This window comes from Bradyrhizobium sp. AUGA SZCCT0169, from assembly GCF_018130085.1.
In the GTDB taxonomy this organism is placed as follows: Bacteria; Pseudomonadota; Alphaproteobacteria; order Rhizobiales; family Xanthobacteraceae; genus Bradyrhizobium.
Genome location: NZ_JAFCMC010000006.1, coordinates 74,985 through 90,407, shown reverse-complemented (window position 1 = coordinate 90,407; position 15,423 = coordinate 74,985). Strand labels below are relative to the sequence as shown.

Annotated in this window: 22 protein-coding genes; 11 read left to right on the top strand and 11 right to left on the bottom strand. The window is 63.0% G+C overall.

The window, feature by feature from the left end:
* Window positions 1-103 precede the first annotated feature (103 nt).
* The gene (locus tag JQ609_RS09685) at window positions 104-721 is read right to left on the bottom strand and encodes a hypothetical protein (protein ID WP_212273267.1); all 618 of its coding nucleotides are present in this window, start codon (window positions 719-721) and stop codon (window positions 104-106) included.
* 200 nt (window positions 722-921) lie between these two features.
* Here JQ609_RS09685 and JQ609_RS09680 point away from each other — a divergent pair, with 200 nt between their 5' ends.
* A complete protein-coding gene (locus JQ609_RS09680; RefSeq protein WP_212273266.1) occupies window positions 922-1,641 on the top strand; it encodes an SET domain-containing protein in 720 nt (239 codons plus the stop codon).
* 114 nt (window positions 1,642-1,755) lie between these two features.
* Here the strand turns inward: JQ609_RS09680 and JQ609_RS09675 are convergent, their stop codons facing one another.
* The gene (locus JQ609_RS09675; RefSeq protein ID WP_212273265.1) at window positions 1,756-2,043 is read right to left on the bottom strand and encodes a DUF6522 family protein; all 288 of its coding nucleotides are present in this window, start codon (window positions 2,041-2,043) and stop codon (window positions 1,756-1,758) included.
* Window positions 2,040-2,474, bottom strand: a complete 435-nt coding sequence (locus JQ609_RS09670) for an Rrf2 family transcriptional regulator (RefSeq protein WP_212273264.1) — start codon at window positions 2,472-2,474, stop codon at window positions 2,040-2,042. Before JQ609_RS09670 ends, JQ609_RS09675 begins: the two co-directional genes overlap by 4 nt.
* An 84-nt stretch (window positions 2,475-2,558) precedes the next feature.
* Between JQ609_RS09670 and JQ609_RS09665 the strand changes: the two genes are divergently transcribed.
* A complete protein-coding gene (locus JQ609_RS09665; protein ID WP_212273263.1) occupies window positions 2,559-3,020 on the top strand; it encodes a group III truncated hemoglobin in 462 nt (153 codons plus the stop codon).
* Window positions 3,017-3,151, top strand: a complete 135-nt coding sequence (locus JQ609_RS35505) for a hypothetical protein (RefSeq protein ID WP_283813770.1) — start codon at window positions 3,017-3,019, stop codon at window positions 3,149-3,151. The genes JQ609_RS09665 and JQ609_RS35505 overlap by 4 nt, the downstream gene beginning before the upstream one ends.
* Before the next feature lie 26 nt (window positions 3,152-3,177).
* Here JQ609_RS35505 and JQ609_RS09660 read toward each other — a convergent pair whose 3' ends face one another.
* From JQ609_RS09660 to JQ609_RS09630, 7 genes are all read right to left on the bottom strand, one after another.
* On the bottom strand, window positions 3,178-3,621 hold the full coding sequence (locus tag JQ609_RS09660; RefSeq protein ID WP_212273262.1) for a DUF1801 domain-containing protein: 444 nt from the start codon (window positions 3,619-3,621) through the stop codon (window positions 3,178-3,180).
* A gap of 74 nt (window positions 3,622-3,695) precedes the next feature.
* The gene (locus tag JQ609_RS09655; RefSeq protein ID WP_212273261.1) at window positions 3,696-4,184 is read right to left on the bottom strand and encodes a DUF1801 domain-containing protein; all 489 of its coding nucleotides are present in this window, start codon (window positions 4,182-4,184) and stop codon (window positions 3,696-3,698) included.
* Window positions 4,185-4,198: 14 nt separating this feature from the next.
* A complete protein-coding gene (locus JQ609_RS09650; RefSeq protein ID WP_212273259.1) occupies window positions 4,199-4,405 on the bottom strand; it encodes a hypothetical protein in 207 nt (68 codons plus the stop codon).
* Window positions 4,406-4,460: 55 nt separating this feature from the next.
* Complete coding sequence (locus tag JQ609_RS09645) at window positions 4,461-4,889, bottom strand: SRPBCC domain-containing protein (RefSeq protein WP_212273257.1); 429 nt, start codon at window positions 4,887-4,889, stop codon at window positions 4,461-4,463.
* Window positions 4,886-5,209, bottom strand: a complete 324-nt coding sequence (locus JQ609_RS09640) for a helix-turn-helix transcriptional regulator (protein WP_212273255.1) — start codon at window positions 5,207-5,209, stop codon at window positions 4,886-4,888. The genes JQ609_RS09645 and JQ609_RS09640 overlap by 4 nt, the downstream gene beginning before the upstream one ends.
* A gap of 225 nt (window positions 5,210-5,434) precedes the next feature.
* Window positions 5,435-5,833 carry a hypothetical protein gene (locus tag JQ609_RS09635; protein WP_212273253.1) on the bottom strand — a complete coding sequence of 133 codons (399 nt, stop codon included), beginning with the start codon at window positions 5,831-5,833 and terminating at the stop codon, window positions 5,435-5,437.
* 38 nt (window positions 5,834-5,871) lie between these two features.
* Entirely contained in the window at window positions 5,872-6,081 is a 210-nt protein-coding gene (locus JQ609_RS09630) for a hypothetical protein (protein WP_312014827.1), read from the bottom strand.
* A gap of 100 nt (window positions 6,082-6,181) precedes the next feature.
* Here JQ609_RS09630 and JQ609_RS09625 point away from each other — a divergent pair, with 100 nt between their 5' ends.
* The gene (locus JQ609_RS09625) at window positions 6,182-7,003 is read left to right on the top strand and encodes a helix-turn-helix domain-containing protein (protein ID WP_212273251.1); all 822 of its coding nucleotides are present in this window, start codon (window positions 6,182-6,184) and stop codon (window positions 7,001-7,003) included.
* Window positions 7,004-7,133: 130 nt separating this feature from the next.
* Window positions 7,134-7,946: a helix-turn-helix domain-containing protein gene (locus JQ609_RS09620; RefSeq protein WP_212273249.1), complete on the top strand. Its 813-nt coding sequence runs from the start codon at window positions 7,134-7,136 to the stop codon at window positions 7,944-7,946.
* Between the two features lies 1 nt (window position 7,947).
* Here the strand turns inward: JQ609_RS09620 and JQ609_RS09615 are convergent, their stop codons facing one another.
* Window positions 7,948-8,385 carry a MarR family winged helix-turn-helix transcriptional regulator gene (locus JQ609_RS09615; protein WP_212204432.1) on the bottom strand — a complete coding sequence of 146 codons (438 nt, stop codon included), beginning with the start codon at window positions 8,383-8,385 and terminating at the stop codon, window positions 7,948-7,950.
* A 213-nt stretch (window positions 8,386-8,598) separates the two neighbouring features.
* Here JQ609_RS09615 and JQ609_RS09610 point away from each other — a divergent pair, with 213 nt between their 5' ends.
* The 6 genes from JQ609_RS09610 (at window position 8,599) to JQ609_RS09585 (ending at window position 15,355) form a co-directional block, all read left to right on the top strand.
* Window positions 8,599-9,735, top strand: a complete 1,137-nt coding sequence (locus JQ609_RS09610; RefSeq protein ID WP_212273389.1) for a substrate-binding domain-containing protein — start codon at window positions 8,599-8,601, stop codon at window positions 9,733-9,735.
* Between the two features lie 145 nt (window positions 9,736-9,880).
* The gene (locus tag JQ609_RS09605; RefSeq protein WP_212204435.1) at window positions 9,881-11,395 is read left to right on the top strand and encodes an amidase; all 1,515 of its coding nucleotides are present in this window, start codon (window positions 9,881-9,883) and stop codon (window positions 11,393-11,395) included.
* A gap of 35 nt (window positions 11,396-11,430) precedes the next feature.
* Window positions 11,431-12,288, top strand: a complete 858-nt coding sequence (locus tag JQ609_RS09600) for a branched-chain amino acid ABC transporter permease (RefSeq protein ID WP_212204436.1) — start codon at window positions 11,431-11,433, stop codon at window positions 12,286-12,288.
* Between the two features lie 3 nt (window positions 12,289-12,291).
* On the top strand, window positions 12,292-13,512 hold the full coding sequence (locus JQ609_RS09595; RefSeq protein ID WP_212273247.1) for a substrate-binding protein: 1,221 nt from the start codon (window positions 12,292-12,294) through the stop codon (window positions 13,510-13,512).
* A 72-nt stretch (window positions 13,513-13,584) separates the two neighbouring features.
* On the top strand, window positions 13,585-14,634 hold the full coding sequence (locus tag JQ609_RS09590) for a branched-chain amino acid ABC transporter permease (RefSeq protein WP_212273245.1): 1,050 nt from the start codon (window positions 13,585-13,587) through the stop codon (window positions 14,632-14,634).
* Complete coding sequence (locus tag JQ609_RS09585) at window positions 14,621-15,355, top strand: ABC transporter ATP-binding protein (protein WP_212204439.1); 735 nt, start codon at window positions 14,621-14,623, stop codon at window positions 15,353-15,355. Before JQ609_RS09590 ends, JQ609_RS09585 begins: the two co-directional genes overlap by 14 nt.
* Window positions 15,356-15,423: the final 68 nt, after the last annotated feature.

The window sequence follows — 15,423 nt, the reverse complement described above, 5'->3', positions numbered from 1 at the left end:
ACAGCGCCGGCACACGCGACTTGGCGCCGCAACCCTGGCGCGTCCATGGAGAGAAGGCCGCTGGGGTCGCGTGGCGGCGGCGCCGGGCGCCAGACTTCATCCGCTAGCGCTTCGCCATGCTCGCGGCGCGGCCGGTCTCGCCGATCACCTTCACTTCATCCTTGCCGCACGTAAAACTGCGCGCGAGCCCGTCGGCGGCCTTGCGGGCAAGCTCGTTGGGATTTGGGTTGGCCTGCGCATCGATATAGGCGACGTGGCAGACGGCGCCGGGCGGCAGCTTGGTCACCGCCAGCATCGGTTTGGCGGTGGGACGGCCTTCCTTGTCCGGATCGCTGTTGTCGGCGATGTGCCAGCGCTGGATGATCGCGAACGGCTTGCCGTCCACCGCCCGCCATTCGACGGTGTTGGTGGTCGAGTTGAACGGGCCGAACCAGCTTTGCGCGGCCGGCTCCCTGGCCGCCGCGGTGCGGTTGCGGCCGACCGAGACCGTTTCGCGCAAGTCGCCTTCGCTGATCAGCACCACCAGGCCCGCCGTGCCGGGGCAGACCCGCGTCGTGCTGCCGTCGAACTCGCTGGGCTTGCCGATCATGCGGCAATCTTTCGGCGCCGTGGACGTATAGAGGCTGCTGAATGTCTGGGCATGCGCCGGCGAAACCAGGCCAAGCGCGGCGCCTGCAGCACCGGCCAATGCCGTCAAATGCAGATTGCGGAGGCGTTTCATCCCCTGGCGTCCCTTGCCGTCGCATTTGAGGGTCCCCTGGGCCGTTCCGTGGTCTTTGGGGAACCATGACATTCTGACGTGTGCAATCTGGGGAAGGTTCAAGGAAGCCAACCGAAATACCTGACATCGGCGCGGAATCGTCCTAGAAGAGCAGCTTCGCCATTCCTTTCACTCACCAGCGTGTCAGTAATTCAATCGTCATGGCTACAGTATCTGCGAACAAACCCTATCGCGTCGGCCGCTCCCGAACCGGGCTTGGCCTCTTCGCCACCAAACCGATCAAGAAGGGCGCCAAGATCGTCCGCTATTTTGGCCCGCTGCTGGATTCGAAGAAGAAAAAAGACGACGCGATCGAGAACAAATATCTGTTCGAGCTGACCAACCGCTGGACCATCGACGGTTCGGTGCGCGCCAACGTCGCCCGCTATATCAACCATGCCTGCAAGCCGAACGCGGAATCCGACGTCAAGCCGCGCAAGCGCAAGGTCATCATCCGCGCCATCAAGAACATCGAGCCCGGCGAGGAGATCAACTACGATTACGGCACCGACTATTTCAAAGCCTATCTGAAGCCGATCGGCTGCAAATGCGTGGCGTGCGAAAAGAAGCGCAAGAAGAAGCGCGCCGAGGCGAGGGCGGAGAAGCTGCGCCTCAAGGCCAAGGCGGAGCGCAAGGCCTTGAAGGAAGCCGAGAAGCAAAAGGCGAAGGCCGCCAGGGCGCGTAAGGCCAAAGCAAAGGCCAAGGAAAAAGCCAAGCAGAAGCTGGTCGCCAAGAATGGCACCAAGGCGAATGGGGCCAAGACGAACGGCGCCAGGCTCAACGGCAAGGGTTTGAACGGACACGCTCGCAAGATCGCGCCCGCAAAATCCGGCATTCTCGCAAAACCCCGGCAGGTCGGGGAAAGCCGCGCGTCGGCATAAAACCTTCCGTCATTGCGAGGAGCGGAGCGACGAAGCAATCCATACTTTGCTCGTCGCGCTATGGATTGCTTCGCTTCTCGCAATGACGACCTAACTCCTACCGAGTCTCGGTCGTCAGCCCGGCTTCCGCAGCGATCTCGGCAACGTCGAATCCCCAAAATCTACCGCCGAGCGCTGAACGATCGCGCCCGACGCGTCGACCACGACGCGAAAGCGTCGATGCTCTGAGAAGAACGTCAGCCGATGCCGGCCCTGATCCGCATCGACGCCGCGCTCGGAAACGCTGGTAATCGTGCCTGTGCGCATGCCTTCCTTGAGCCGCGGCAGCGCGATGCCGAGGCCTTCGGCGACGATCGACGCGTCGATCTCCACTTCGCCATTGGCAAACTCGATCGGCTTCATGCCGCACCTCGCGCCGGGCTCGCTTTGGATCGCGCGGGATAGGCGCATTCCGCCAGCGTGGTGCCGTCGAGTTCGTGCATGAAGGCTTCGCGCGCGGCGGCGAGTTTTCCCTTCAGGCGGCAGCGCGGCAGCAGGGAGCAGCAACCGCCATCCTCACGAAAACATTCGACCAGCGCTTCGCCTTCCAGCGCGCGCACGACTTCGCCGAGCGTAATCGATTGCGGCGGCCGCGCCAGGCTGAACCCGCCGCCGACGCCGCGTTGGGTCGAAATGAAGCCGCCATCGGCGAGATCCCTCACCACCTTGGCGAGGTGATTGCGCGAGATGCCGAACTCGGCCGCGATCTCGCTGGTGGCGAACGAGCGCGCCGGCTCGCCCGCCAGCCGCATCAGGGCGCGCAGGGCAAAATCGGTGAACGAAGTCAGGCGCATGGGAGGCCCTCAAAATGTGACTTGGCAGAGCATCTATAGCCCTCTAAATAGGTATTTGAAATGCCTATTTAAGGAAAGCCGCGAATGACAGGGGCAGAACGGCGTGAGGCGATCACCGCCGAGATCATGGAAAGAACCGGCATCACGGAAGCCATGATCGAACGGCTGGTGCGGGGCTTCTACGCAAAAGTCCGCAGCGATCCGATGCTGGCGCCGGTATTCGAGGCGCGCATCACGGATTGGGAGCCGCATCTGCAGCAGATGTGCGCGTTCTGGTCATCGGTGGCGCTGATGTCGGGCCGCTATCACGGCACGCCCATGGTCAAGCATATGCCGCTGCCGGTCGACGCCGGTCATTTCGACCGCTGGCTCGAACTGTTCGAGGCTGCGGCGAGCGAACTCTGTCCGCCGGTGGCCGCGGCCCATTTCGTCGAACGGGCGCAGCGGATCGCGGCAAGCCTTGAACTCGGCATCGCCGGCGGGCAGGGCGTCATGCTCGCACACGGCGAGAGATATCGGCGCAGCGAAACAGGTGCCCTGCAATGACCAACCAGACCCGTGCGATAGCTGCCAAGGATCAGGCCGATCCGTATTCCGGCAGCAGCCTCGTCCCGATGCTCGTCATCGGGCTGGTGCTGACTCTGGGTGGAATGTTCGCGGCGTTGGCGTTGAGCTAGCCGCGAGCGCGTGTAGCCGGACCAGGCTAGCGGGCCTTTTTCTTTGAGCTGTTCAGCGCCGCCGCGGCGCGGATCAGCGTCTTGAAGGCATCCGCATTGATTTCAACGCCTTCATGGATATCGATCGCGCGCCTGGTGTTGCCTTCGAGGCTGGAATTGAACAGCTTTGACGGGTCCTTGAGCGAAGCGCCCTTGGCGAAGGTCAGCTTGACCGCGCTCTTGTAGGTCTCGCCGGTGCAGATGATCCCGTCGTGCGACCAGACCGGAACGCCGCGCCACTTCAACTCCTCGACCACATCAGGCACGGCCTGTTTGATCAGCGCGCGGACACCGGCGAGCGTCTTGCCCCTCCAGTTGCCCAGTTCCTTGATCTTGATGTCGATCAGCCGGGAAGGGGATTCGCCTTCGTTTCCTTCCTTCGATGAACTCTTGCTGATCTTCCTGGTTGATGTCGCTTTCTTCGCGGTCATTTTCCCTCGTTCCGTTTCGTTAGTCACTACGCGCGGGCTGCTCAATTGGTGTCCGCTCATCGCTCGTCCCTCGCTCACATTCGCTCACCGGGCAATTTGCTGGCCTGCTTCACCCAGGCCGCAAGCTGAGCTTCGTCGAGTTCGTCGTCCTCGTGGATGTCGAGATAGCGCACTTCCTTGTGCTTGGACACGCCGGGAGGAACGGGGCGCAGCGACGTGCCGCGGAAGAACGCCAGCTTGACGTATCTCGTGAAGACATGGATGCCGAGGAACCAGCCCTGGCCCTCGATACCGTATAGCGGCGAGTTCCATTTGACGGCCTTGTACACGCCGGGGAAGGTGCGCGTGATGAGCGCGTCGAGGCGGCGCCCGACATCGCTTTTCCAGCCCGGCATAGCCGCGATGTAGGCTTGCACCGGCGCGTCGCCATAGGCTTTCGCGATTTGCGGATTGCCGCCCGACAGCAGCTTGGGCTTCGCGGCGACCCGCTTGGCGACGGTTTTCTTTGTGACCTTCCTTGCGACCTTCTTCGCCGGTTTCCGCGACGTCTTGCTCGACTTCATGTCCGCTCCTTGCGTCAACCGCTACGCCACTTGGTGGCATAGGGCAGCGCGAACAAGTACAGGCCGCTGAACAGGAGCAGGAAGAGCGGTGGCAGCGCCAGGAAGCCCAGCCAGTCGGCATGCGTCCCCATTGCCACGGCGATGAAGTTGATGATGACGGTCACCGTAAAGGCAAGGGACAGCCAGCGGCGGGTCTGTCGAATCCAGACGTTCCAGTTCAATGGAATCTCCTCTTTGTTACGTGCCTGAATGTTCACTCAGCTCTAGCCTGCGGCTTCACTCAGCCCGCGCCAGCATCTGTTCCAGCTTTGCAAAGAACTCCTGCCAGCCCGCCTTGGCGCCGCCATAGGCCTGCGGCTGATCCGGCCGGAAGCCCGACTGCTCCATGCGCAGCAGGGTTCCGGTGCGCGTCGGCGTAAGCGTCCAGGCGACGACGCTCGACAGACTGTAGGCCGCTTGTTCGTGCTTGAAATTCCAAGTGTAGGTCAGCTTTTTATTCGGCTCGACGGCGAGAACCTCGCAGTCCAGCACGCCGCCCCACTCGCCGCGCAGATTGAAATTGTGACCCACAACAGGCTTGAAGTCGTTCTTCATCAGCCACTCCTCGATCAAATGCGGTTGCGTCAGCGCGCGCCAGATTTTTTCCGGCGGATGCGGGATCTCGCGTTCGACGACGACGGAGCGTGTTTCGGTCGCAGTGTTCATTGGTCCATCCTTGTGAGGAGATCTTCGAGGTCGTCGAACCGGTTCTGCCAGAAGCCGGCCATCTGGCTGGTCCAGTCGATCAGCGGCGAAAGCGCGCCGAGCTGCGCGCTGTAATGGGTCTGTCGTCCTGCATGGCGGTCGCGCACCAGCCCGGCCTGTTTCAGGAGGCCGAGATGCTTTGAGACCGCCGGCTGCGAGACGCCAGCGTGCGCCGTCAGGGCGCCGACCGTCTGCTCGCCGTCGCGACACAGCCGCTCGAAGATCGCCCGCCGCGTTGGATCGGCGAGGGTTCTGAACAGCACGTCGTGAACGTTTGGCATGTGGATCGATAACCCGTTGGCTATGGGTCGTCGTATAACCATCGGGATATATGTTAGTCAAGCAGGAAATGAGGTCAGTCCGATGAGGAAATAGGTCAGCTCAGCATGCCCCGTTGGTTATGCATCAGGCGGGAGGGCGTCTGCGCGAGAGAAGCCAACGGTCCACGCGAATTCGCGCCCGATGACAAGGCCTGTCATCGGGCGCGCTTTCAATTCACGTCAAGCTCAGGCGGTCACCGCGCTGTCGCTCTTGCGCAGTCCGATATATTGCAGCTCGGCAAACACGCCGGTCGCAATCGCCTGTGCGACGACGAAGAGGATGCCGAGCAGGTTCGGGCTCACCGCGCCCGAGAACAGCAAGGCGATACTGCCCAGCGTCCACGCGGCGTTGCCCACGATTACCAGTAGCACCAGCGCTTTGAGCACCGATTGCCGCGTGCCGAGCCAGCCGACCAGCGCGGTGTAGGCGATGAGAAATAGCCCGCTCTCGCGCAGCAGGGCTTCCGGCAGATTGAGGAACGGCGCGAGCACGCCGGCGCCGAGCGTGAGGAGCACCGCCGCTACGCCGCTGAAGACGGCGTCGGCAAGCAGAGCGCGGCTCAGGAATGAGGACGGGTTGATCATAGTTCTCTCCTTTGGTTTTACGGGGTGGGTGGTTGGGGTTAGCGGAACCAGGACCGGAACTGACGCCAGCGCCGCATCGGGGACAGCGCCTCGCCGATCCGGTTCTCGATCGTCTGCACCTGCGCGACCACGAAGACGCCGGTGTCGTGCACCAGCGGTTCCGGCATGTTGAGGGAACGGGCCAGCGCCCAGACCGCCAGTCTGTGCAGGGCGCGAACGATGAGCAGAAACAGAGGAAGCATCAGCATGGGTCATCTCCTGTGGCTGCGAAGATGACCGGGTTCGCGACCCAATTCGATTACGTGGGAGGTAATGGAAGCTGAGAAATTCGCATGGTAGGTTTTCACCATGAACGCACATGCTTCCACGGCGCGAGCCGAACGTCCCCAGCCCGTCCATATCGGCGATCACCTGCGCGAATGGCGGCAGCGCCGTCATCTCAGCCAGCTCGATCTGGCCGGCGATGCCGAGATTTCGGCGCGTCATTTGAGTTTCGTCGAAACCGGCCGCGCCGCGCCGTCACGCGAGATGGTGCTGAAACTGGCCGAACGCCTGGAGGTGCCCTTGCGCGAACGGAACGTGTTGCTGGTGGCGGCCGGCTTTGCACCCGCCTTTCCGCAGCGCTCGCTGGATGATCCCGCGCTGAAGGCGGCGCGGACGGCGATCGACCTCGTCCTGAAGGCGCACGAACCCAATCCGGCGCTGGCCTATGACCGGCACTGGAATCTCGTCACCGCCAACCGCATGGTGGCGCCGCTGCTCGAGGGCATTCCGGCGCGGCTGCTGGGCCAGCCCTTCAATATCCTGCGGCTGGCCTTTCACCCCGAAGCGTTGGCGCCGCGCACGGTCAATCTCGCCGAATGGAGCAGTCACCTGCTGGAACGGCTGCACCGCCAATGCGAGGCGACCGCCGATCCCGAACTGCTGAAACTCTACGCCGAGCTGAAAGCCTATCCGATGCCGGCGCGCTCCGGCCCGCTGTCGCCGGACAATGTCGCGATCCCGTTCAAGCTGCGCCTCAATGGCGAGGTGCTGAGTTTCATCTCGACCACGATGATTTTCGGCACGCCGGTCGACGTCACACTCTCCGAACTGGCGCTGGAGACGTTCTTTCCGGCGGATGACCTGACCACGCAGCGGATGCGGGAGATGGCGGCGGCGCTCACGTAGGATGGGTGGAGCGAAGCGATACCCATCATCTTCGGCAATGGTGGTGCCTAGCGCCGATGGGTATCGCTGCGCTCCACCCATCCTACAAGTAGCGATTTACAGCTGCATCCGCCCTTCGCATAATCGGCGGATGGACTCCCGCCAACATGCACCGTTACCCACCAACCCGGTCGGCGATCTCCTGCGCGGCTGGCGCAACCGCCGCGCCATGAGCCAGGCCGATCTGGCGTTCGAGGCGGAAATCTCCATCAAGCATTTGAGCTACGTCGAAACCGGCAAGGCGGTGGCGAGCCGCGACATCCTGCTGCAACTGGCCTCCGCGCTTGGCCTGTCGCTGCGCGACCGCAATGCTCTACTGGAGTCCGGCGGCTTTGCGCGGCAATATGGCGAGCGCGATCTTGCAGCGCCCGAAGTCGCCGACGCCAAACGCGCGATCGATCTGCTGCTGCGCCGGCACGAACCGTTTCCCGCCATCGTCACCGACCGGCGCTGGAACGTGCTGCAGGCCAACGGCGCGGCGACGCGGCTGATGACGAGGCTGCTCGGGCCGGAGCGCATGACGCGTCCGCTCAATCACATGCGGATGTTTCTCTCGCCCGACGAATTGCGGCCCTATGTCGAGAACTGGCCGAAGGTCGCGTCCGCGCTGCTGGTCCGCGCCCGCCACGAGGCGATGGCCGCGCCGCTCGATCTGGCGCTGCAATCGACCTGGCGTGAATTGCTGAAATTGCCCGACCTGCCGGCCACGCAGTTCGACGAGCACGAAACCCCGAGCCCGCTATGCGAGGTGCGCTTGCGCAAGGGCGATGTGGGCATTGGCTTGATCGGCGCGGTGCTGACGCTCGGGACGCCGCAGGACGTCACGCTGCAGGAACTGCGCGTGGAAATGTTCATGCCGGCGGATGAAGCGTCGGAAGCGGTTCTCACCGCGCTGGCGGCGTAGCTTAGTTCGCCTTCTCGATCAGGCTTTCCAGCAGGCGCTTCAGATCCGCGGTGGCCTTGTTGCCGTAGTTCTCGGCGATGAAGGCCTCCTGGCTCAGCGCCAGCGAGTTGAGGCGCTGGGTCAGCGCCTTGCCGCGGTCGGACGAGAACATCAGGACCTTACGCCGGTCCTCGGCGTCCTGCACTCGATAGACGAGGGCGTCGGAGACCATCCGGTCGACCATCTTGGTCAACGTCGGATGATTGAGCAGCACCGCTTCGGCAAGCTCACCCATCGAGTGTCCCTTGCCGTCAGACAACACCTTCAGGATGCGCCATTGCTCGACCGGCACGCCTTCCTTGCGGAAGCGCGCGTCGAGCTGGCGATTGATCTCCCGGTTGGCCTGCGCAAGCAGGTAGGCGAGATGCTCGGTGATGGGTTTACTGGGCGATTTGGCCAAGGCTTTGAACTGCGTAATGGAGTTTTCGATGAATATTTAGCGCTCTTGCTTGAACTCTATGCACGGGAATCGTTGAATATTCAATATTTTCCACTAGGATTTTTGTTGCCGATCACCTTGCCGATGGTAGTCTGATGGCGCCGGACTAAAAGAAGCTGAAAGGAGAGCGAATTGCTCTCGCTGCCGCAATTACAAAAGTTCGGTGGGCCGCCGATGCCGCCGGAACTGCTGCTCAAGGGGTTTCCAGGGACCGGAACGGGCACCTCGGAGCCGGCGCTTGGCCCGTTTCGGGCGCCGCGCGATCGCAAGAAGTTGCGGATTGCCAATTTTGTCGGGCTGTCCGGCCCGTCGGGAATCTGGGGTCCGGCCTCCATCAACAGTACGCTGCTGGGCATTACCGAGATCAATCGCCGCGGCGGCATTCTCGGCCGCGAGATCGAAGTCGCGTTCCATGACACCGGCGGCGATATTGACGACGTGACGCGCACCGCTTCCGACATTGTCGCGGCCGAAGACGCCGATCTCATCATGGGCTCGCATATCAGCGCGGTCAGGGTGGCGCTGCGCAAGGTCGTCGCCGGACAGATTCCCTACCTGTACACGCCGGTCTATGAGGGCGGCGAGCGGACGCCTGGCGTGATGGCCATCGGCGAGACGCCGGGGGCGCAATGGCGCCCGTCCATCGAGTGGCTCGCCAAGACCAAACATGCATCGAACTGGTACCTGATCGGCAGCGACTATGTCTGGCCATGGCTGTCCCACAAGGCGATCAAGAAATACATCGCGGACGCCGGCGGGCGCGTCGTTGGTGAGGAGTTCGTGCCGATCGGCGAGCACAATCACGGCAACCAGCTGGCGCGGATCCGGGCCGCCAAGCCCGACGTGGTTCTGATCACGTTGATCGGCGCCGACAGCGTCGTCTTCAACCGTACCTTTGGCGAGCAGGGGCTCGGCACCCGCATGCTCCGCCTCGCCGGAGCGATGGACGAGACGGTGCTGCTCGGGATCGGTGCCGACAATACTGAAAACCTGTTCTGCGCATCCGGCTATTTCATCGACAAGGCCTCGCGCGAGAACGACGCTTTCCGCTGCCAATACGAAGCCTCGTTCGGCCGCCACGCGCCGCCGCTCGGCTCGATCGCGCAGTCGAACTATGAGGGCTTGCGGTTTCTGGAGACGGTCGCCGCGCGCGCAGGATCGCTGGCGCGGAAGCCGCTGCTCTCGGCGGCTGCGAATGTGGACTACCAGGGCGCGCGAGGCACCGTCGGCATTCGCCGCGGCAGCGCCAGGATGCCGATCTATCTAGCAGCCGCCAACGGGATCGACTTCCGGCTGATCAAACAGTTCTGACCGCGAACGCGTAACGCTCCGCAAAAGGAGGTGTTGCAAAATAATACTTGAAAAGGAAAACATTTCCGTTTCTAGTGATGGGCGTGGGGTTGGGGCCCTCAGCAAATTTCCTTCGCGAACCGTCAAAGAAACAGGAGAATCCATCGTGACAGTAGCGCTTCCTACTCCCGATCAACTGCGCGCAGTTGCCGACCAATGCGGTCTGGCCTTGACCGATGAGGACGTCGCTTCCTTCCGTGGGTTGATGCAGGGCTCGGTCGATGCCTACAACGCCGTGGGCGCGATGGCGGACGAAGTCCCGATCGTGAAGTACCCGCGGACCCCTGGCTATCGCCCGTCGCCGGAAGAAAATACGCGCAACGCCTGGTACCGCAAATCGACCGTCAAGGGCGCCGCCAGCGGCAAGCTGAAGGGCAAGGTCGTGGCGCTGAAGGACAACATCATGCTGGCCGGTGTGCCCATGATGAACGGCTCCGCGACGCTCGAAGGCTATGTGCCGGATTTCGACGCCACCATCGTCACGCGCATGCTCGATGCCGGCGCCGAGATTGCCGGCAAGGTGCATTGCGAGAACTTTTGTATCTCCGGCGGCAGCCATACCAATGCGACCGGTCCGGTGCATAACCCGCACAAGATGGGCTATTCCGCAGGCGGATCGTCGTCCGGCAGCGCGGTCGTGGTCGCGCTCGGCGAAGTCGACATGGCGATCGGCGGCGACCAGGGCGGATCGATCCGGATGCCGTCGTCGTTCAGCGGCACCTACGGCATGAAGCCGACCTGGGGTCTGGTGCCCTATACCGGCATCATGCCGATCGAGATCTTCGTCGATCACACCGGGCCGATGACCGCAAACGTCGCCGACAATGCCTTGCTGCTCGAAGTGATCGCCGGTGACGACGGCTATGATCCCCGGATCAAGTCGCCCGAGGTGCAGAACTACACCAAGGCGCTGGGCGCCGGCATCAAGGGCATGAAGATCGCCATCGTCAAGGAAGGTTTTGAGCAGGCCGGCGCCGAAGCCGACGTCAACCGGAGCGTGATGGAAGCGGCGAAGCGGCTGGCGAGCCTCGGCGCGACAGTCGAACAGGTTTCAATCCCGCTCCACATGGTGGCGCCGGCGGTCTGGACGCCGATTGGCGCCGAAGGCATCGCCCAGACCATGATGTTCGGTGACGGCTATGGTCTCAGCCGTGCCGATCTGTACTCGACGTCGCTGATGGATTTTCATCGCGGCTGGCGCGGGCAGGCGGACTCGCTGTCGGAAACGACAAAACTGTTCCTGATGCTCGGCGTCTACATCAACAATAATTTCGGGCCGCGCTACTACGGCAAATCCGTCAACATCTCGCGGCGTATCACCGCCGCCTATGACAAGGTGCTGGCGAACTACGATCTGCTGTTGATGCCGACCACGCCGATGAAGGCGACGCCGCTGCCGGCGCCCGGCGCCTCCCGGGAGGAGGTGTGCCAGCGCGCTTTCGAGATGATCACCAACACCGCGCCGTTCGACATCACGCATCACCCGGCGATGTCGATTCCCTGCGGCATGGTCGACGGCCTTCCGGTCGGGCTGATGCTGGTCGGCCGGCATTTCGATGAAATGACCATCTATCGCGCGGCGCACGCCTTCGAGCAGGCGGGAGACTGGAAGAAAATGTAAGCAGCCGAACGCCGCAACGCTGCTGGTGATGGCATATGGATAACCTGTTCGTCGCACTGTTCGAGATCCTGAGTTTCGGCGCGATCGTCGTTCTGGTCGTGCTGGGACTCGGAATCATCGCCAGTATGATGGGCATCTTCAACTTCGCGCAGGGCGAGTTCGTCCTGCTCGGCGCTTACGTCACCTATATCGTGCACAGCGCGGGCGCGCCGGTCTGGATCGGCATGGCGGCCGCCCCCTTCGTCGTCGGCGCGCTGGGATTTGTGCTGGAGCGGAGCATCGTCCGGCGGTTTTACGCCGCACCGATCGTGGCGATGCTGGGCACCTACGCGCTCGGGCTCATCATCCGCGAAATCGTCCGTGGCCTGATCGGCGGGCTCTATCTGTCGGTCCCGGAGCCGCTCGGCGGTTCGGTCAATATCGGGACCATGCATTTTTCCAGCTGGCGGCTGGTGATCATCCTGATCACGGCGCTGGTGATGATCGGCAGCTATCTGCTGCTGGCGCGCACCGCCTTCGGGCTGCGTATCCGGGCGTCGCTGGAAAACCCCGCGCTCGCCCGCGCCTCCGGCATTTCGACCAATGCGATCTATGGCGCCACCTTTGCCTTCGGTGCCGCGCTTGCAGGCCTTGCGGGGGCGCTGATCGTGCCGGTGTTCTCGCTGTTTGCCGATCTCGGCCTGCGCTTCCTGATCCAGGGGTTCGTCGCCGTCATGGTCGGCGGAGTCGGCTCGTTCGCAGGACCCGTCGCGGGCGCCGGCGTGATCGGCACGCTCGCCGCGGCACTGCCCTGGATCATCCCGCCCGTGATCGCCGACGTCCTCGTGTTCGTACTTGCCATCATCTTCATCAAGTTTCGGCCGCAAGGCCTGATTTCAGGAAAAGGGGTCTAGTCCATGTCCAGCGATCGCAGTCATCTCAACCGCAGGCGGTTTCTCTCCAACTTCGCCTTTGCCAGCACCGCCATTGCCACCGGTGTCGGCAGCTGGGTCGTTCGTCCCGAATGGGCCAACGCGGCGGGGCCCCCGATCAAGGTCGGCATCGCCACCGACCTGACCGGTCCGATCGGTTACGCCGGCAACGCGGATGCGAACGTCGCCAAAATGGTGGTCAAGGAAATCAACGATTCCGGCGGCTTGCTCGGCCGGCCGCTGGAATTGTTCATCGAGGACACCGCGTCGAATGAATCGGTCGCGGTCGGCAACGTCCGCAAACTGATCCAGCGCGACAAGGTCGATCTGGTGCTGGGCGGCATCACCAGCTCGATGCGCAACGCCATCAAGGACGTGATCGTCGCGCGCGGCAAGACGCTCTACATCTACCCGCAGCTCTACGAGGGCAAGGAGTGCACGCCCTATCTGTTCTGTACCGGCCCGACGCCGGCGCAGCAGTGCGACGAGTTCATCCCCTGGCTGATCAAGAACGGCGGCAAGCGGTTCGCGCTGCCGAGCGCCAACTATGTCTGGCCGCACACCCTGAACGTCTACGCCCGCAAGGTGATCGAGGCCAATGGCGGCGAGGTGGTCTTCGAAGAATATTATCCGCTCGACCAGATCGACTTCAGCGCCACGGTGAACCGGGTCATCTCCAACAAGGTCGACGTGGTGTTCAACACCGTGATCCCGCCGGGGGTCGGGCCGTTCTTCAAGCAGCTCTATGAGGCGGGGTTCCTCAAGAACGGCGGCCGGCTATCCTGCGTCTACTACGATGAGAACACGCTCAACATCAACCAGGCGGCCGAGATCGAGGGACTTGCGAGCTGCCTCGACTACTTCAAGGCCCTCACGCCCGAAGATCCGTTCAGTGCCAAACTTCATGCGGCCTACGAAAAACAGTTCCCCGGCACGTTCCTGTTCGCCGCGGGCAGTGCCGCGACCGGGACGTATCGTGGCCTCAAACTGTGGGAGGCGGCGGTCAAGGAGGCCGGCAAGATTGATCGCGACGGGGTCGCGGCGGCGCTGGATCACGCCAAGATCGCCGAAGGTCCCGGCGGGCCTGCGGAAATGGTTCCCGGCAAGCGGCATTGCAAGATGAAGATGTACACGGCGGTTGCCAAGGGCGGCAATTATGAGATCGTCGCGCGCAGCGCCGGCCTCGTCGATCCCAAAGAATGCTGATGTAATGCTGAGCATGGCGCTGCGGCGGCCGAAAGCCACCGTTAACTCCGGAGCAGGTTTGCTGGCCATTTGATGACAGAAACGACACAGACGACGTCGCTGCCGCTTCCCGGTCGGGTCGGCCGCCAGCGCCGATGGCGAGTGCTGCCGATCATTGAAATCGTGGTGCTGGCGATCGCCGTGCTGCTGCCATTCGTCCTCAAGGACTATCTGACGATCTACGCCACACGGGTCCTGATCCTGTGCCTGTTTGCGCTGTCGTTCGATCTGGTGTGGGGATATGCCGGCATCATGAGCTTCGGGCAGGCCGTGTTCTTTGGCACGGCCGGCTATGGCGTGGCGCTGATAGCGCGCGATCTCGGCGTCACCTCCATCCTGCTCGTCCTGCCGGCCGGCCTTTTGATCGGTTTTACCTTTGCGCTGCTGCTCGGCGGGTTTCTGCTGCTCGGACGTCATCCATCCAGCGTGATCTTCGTATCATTGGGCACGCTGACCGGCTCCTACGCGGCCGACCGCGTGGCGCGGGGCTGGTATTATCTCGGCGGCCAGAACGGCATTCCCTCGATCCCGCCGATGTCGCTCGGCAGCTACGACATCACGGAGGGGCCGGTCTATTACTACCTGACGCTCGGTATTCTGCTGGCGGTGTATCTGCTGTGCCGGTTTCTGGTGCGATCGCAATTCGGCCTGGCGCTGGCGGGTTTGCGCGAGAACGAGCAGCGGATCGCGTTCTTCGGCTACCAGGTGCAGCGGCTCAAGGCGATCATCTTTTCCTTTGCCGGCGCCGTTGCGGGCCTCGCGGGCAGTCTTTATGCGTTTCACGAAGGGTTCGTTTGGCCCAACATGCTGGGCGTGGTGATCTCGACGCAGGTGGTGCTCTACGTGCTCTTCGGCGGCTCCGGCACGCTGATCGGTGCGGTGATCGGCACGGTCGCGATCGAGGCGGTCAGTTTCTGGCTGTCGAACTCGTATCAGGACATCTGGCCGATCATCCTCGGCGTGTTGCTGTTGCTGGTCATCCTGTTTCGCCCCGCAGGTTTGGTCAGCCTGATCCTGAGCGAGCGCGAGCGTGTCGGCAATTTCGGCCGGCTGCCGGAGGAGGGCGATCGTGGCTCTTCTTGAAGCACGCGGACTGATCAAGATTTTCGGCAAGCTGACGGCCCTGAACGGCGCCGATCTCACTGTTTACGAGAACGAATTCCACGGGCTGATCGGACCCAACGGTTCGGGCAAGAGCACGCTGATGAAATGCGTCGCCGGCGCGGAAATCCCGACGTCGGGCACGGTGACGTTCGGCGGCCGCGATATCTCGCAGGCGTCGCCGGCGGAGCGGGCGCGCGCCGGCATGAGTCTGAAGTTCCAGATCACCAGCGTGCTGCCGGCGCTGACGCTGTACGACAACATCCTGCTGGCGTTGCAGGCGCAGTGCTCGCTGCCCAGCCTGGTGTTTTCGCGCAGCCGCGGGGTGCTGCATGATCGCGCCATGGCCATGCTCGAACAGTTCCGTCTGGTCGACCGCGCGGCGGAGCCCGCGTCCGCGCTGTCGCACGGCCAACAGCAATGGCTTGAAATCGCAATGGCGCTGGCGCCCGAACCAAAACTTCTTCTGCTGGACGAGCCGACCGGCGGCATGAGCCTCGAGGAACGCCGGGTGACCGGCGAACTCCTGCAGCCGATCAAGAAAAAATGCTCCCTCGTTATCGTCGAGCACGACCTCGATTTTATCAGGGACATCTGCGACCGGCTGACCGTGCTCGATCAGGGCAGCGTGCTCGATTGCGGCTCGGTTTCGCATATCCAGTCCAGCGCCCGGGTGCAGGAGGTCTATCTCCGCCGTGCCTGATAAGGACAGATATCTCGACATCCAAAGCGTCGACGCCGGCTATGGCCGCAGCCAGGTGCTGTTCGGCG

Bases quoted from the DNA above. Each gene is read 5' to 3' on its own strand.
- JQ609_RS09655 (WP_212273261.1), bottom strand. From the start codon at position 4,184: ATGAAGTCGAGCAAGACGTCGCGGAAACCGGCGAAGAAGGTCGCAAGG.
- JQ609_RS09680 (WP_212273266.1), top strand. From the start codon at position 922: ATGGCTACAGTATCTGCGAACAAACCCTATCGCGTCGGCCGCTCCCGA.
- JQ609_RS09670 (WP_212273264.1), bottom strand. From the start codon at position 2,474: ATGCGCCTGACTTCGTTCACCGATTTTGCCCTGCGCGCCCTGATGCGG.
- JQ609_RS35505 (WP_283813770.1), top strand. From the start codon at position 3,017: ATGACCAACCAGACCCGTGCGATAGCTGCCAAGGATCAGGCCGATCCG.
- JQ609_RS09635 (WP_212273253.1), bottom strand. From the start codon at position 5,833: ATGATCAACCCGTCCTCATTCCTGAGCCGCGCTCTGCTTGCCGACGCC.
- JQ609_RS09610 (WP_212273389.1), top strand. From the start codon at position 8,599: ATGCCGCCGGAACTGCTGCTCAAGGGGTTTCCAGGGACCGGAACGGGC.
- JQ609_RS09660 (WP_212273262.1), bottom strand. From the start codon at position 3,621: ATGACCGCGAAGAAAGCGACATCAACCAGGAAGATCAGCAAGAGTTCA.
- JQ609_RS09665 (WP_212273263.1), top strand. From the start codon at position 2,559: ATGACAGGGGCAGAACGGCGTGAGGCGATCACCGCCGAGATCATGGAA.
- JQ609_RS09600 (WP_212204436.1), top strand. From the start codon at position 11,431: ATGGATAACCTGTTCGTCGCACTGTTCGAGATCCTGAGTTTCGGCGCG.
- JQ609_RS09685 (WP_212273267.1), bottom strand. From the start codon at position 721: ATGAAACGCCTCCGCAATCTGCATTTGACGGCATTGGCCGGTGCTGCA.
- JQ609_RS09675 (WP_212273265.1), bottom strand. From the start codon at position 2,043: ATGAAGCCGATCGAGTTTGCCAATGGCGAAGTGGAGATCGACGCGTCG.
- JQ609_RS09640 (WP_212273255.1), bottom strand. From the start codon at position 5,209: ATGCCAAACGTTCACGACGTGCTGTTCAGAACCCTCGCCGATCCAACG.
- JQ609_RS09595 (WP_212273247.1), top strand. From the start codon at position 12,292: ATGTCCAGCGATCGCAGTCATCTCAACCGCAGGCGGTTTCTCTCCAAC.
- JQ609_RS09630 (WP_312014827.1), bottom strand. From the start codon at position 6,081: ATGCTGATGCTTCCTCTGTTTCTGCTCATCGTTCGCGCCCTGCACAGA.
- JQ609_RS09645 (WP_212273257.1), bottom strand. From the start codon at position 4,889: ATGAACACTGCGACCGAAACACGCTCCGTCGTCGTCGAACGCGAGATC.
- JQ609_RS09620 (WP_212273249.1), top strand. From the start codon at position 7,134: ATGGACTCCCGCCAACATGCACCGTTACCCACCAACCCGGTCGGCGAT.
- JQ609_RS09590 (WP_212273245.1), top strand. From the start codon at position 13,585: ATGACAGAAACGACACAGACGACGTCGCTGCCGCTTCCCGGTCGGGTC.
- JQ609_RS09625 (WP_212273251.1), top strand. From the start codon at position 6,182: ATGAACGCACATGCTTCCACGGCGCGAGCCGAACGTCCCCAGCCCGTC.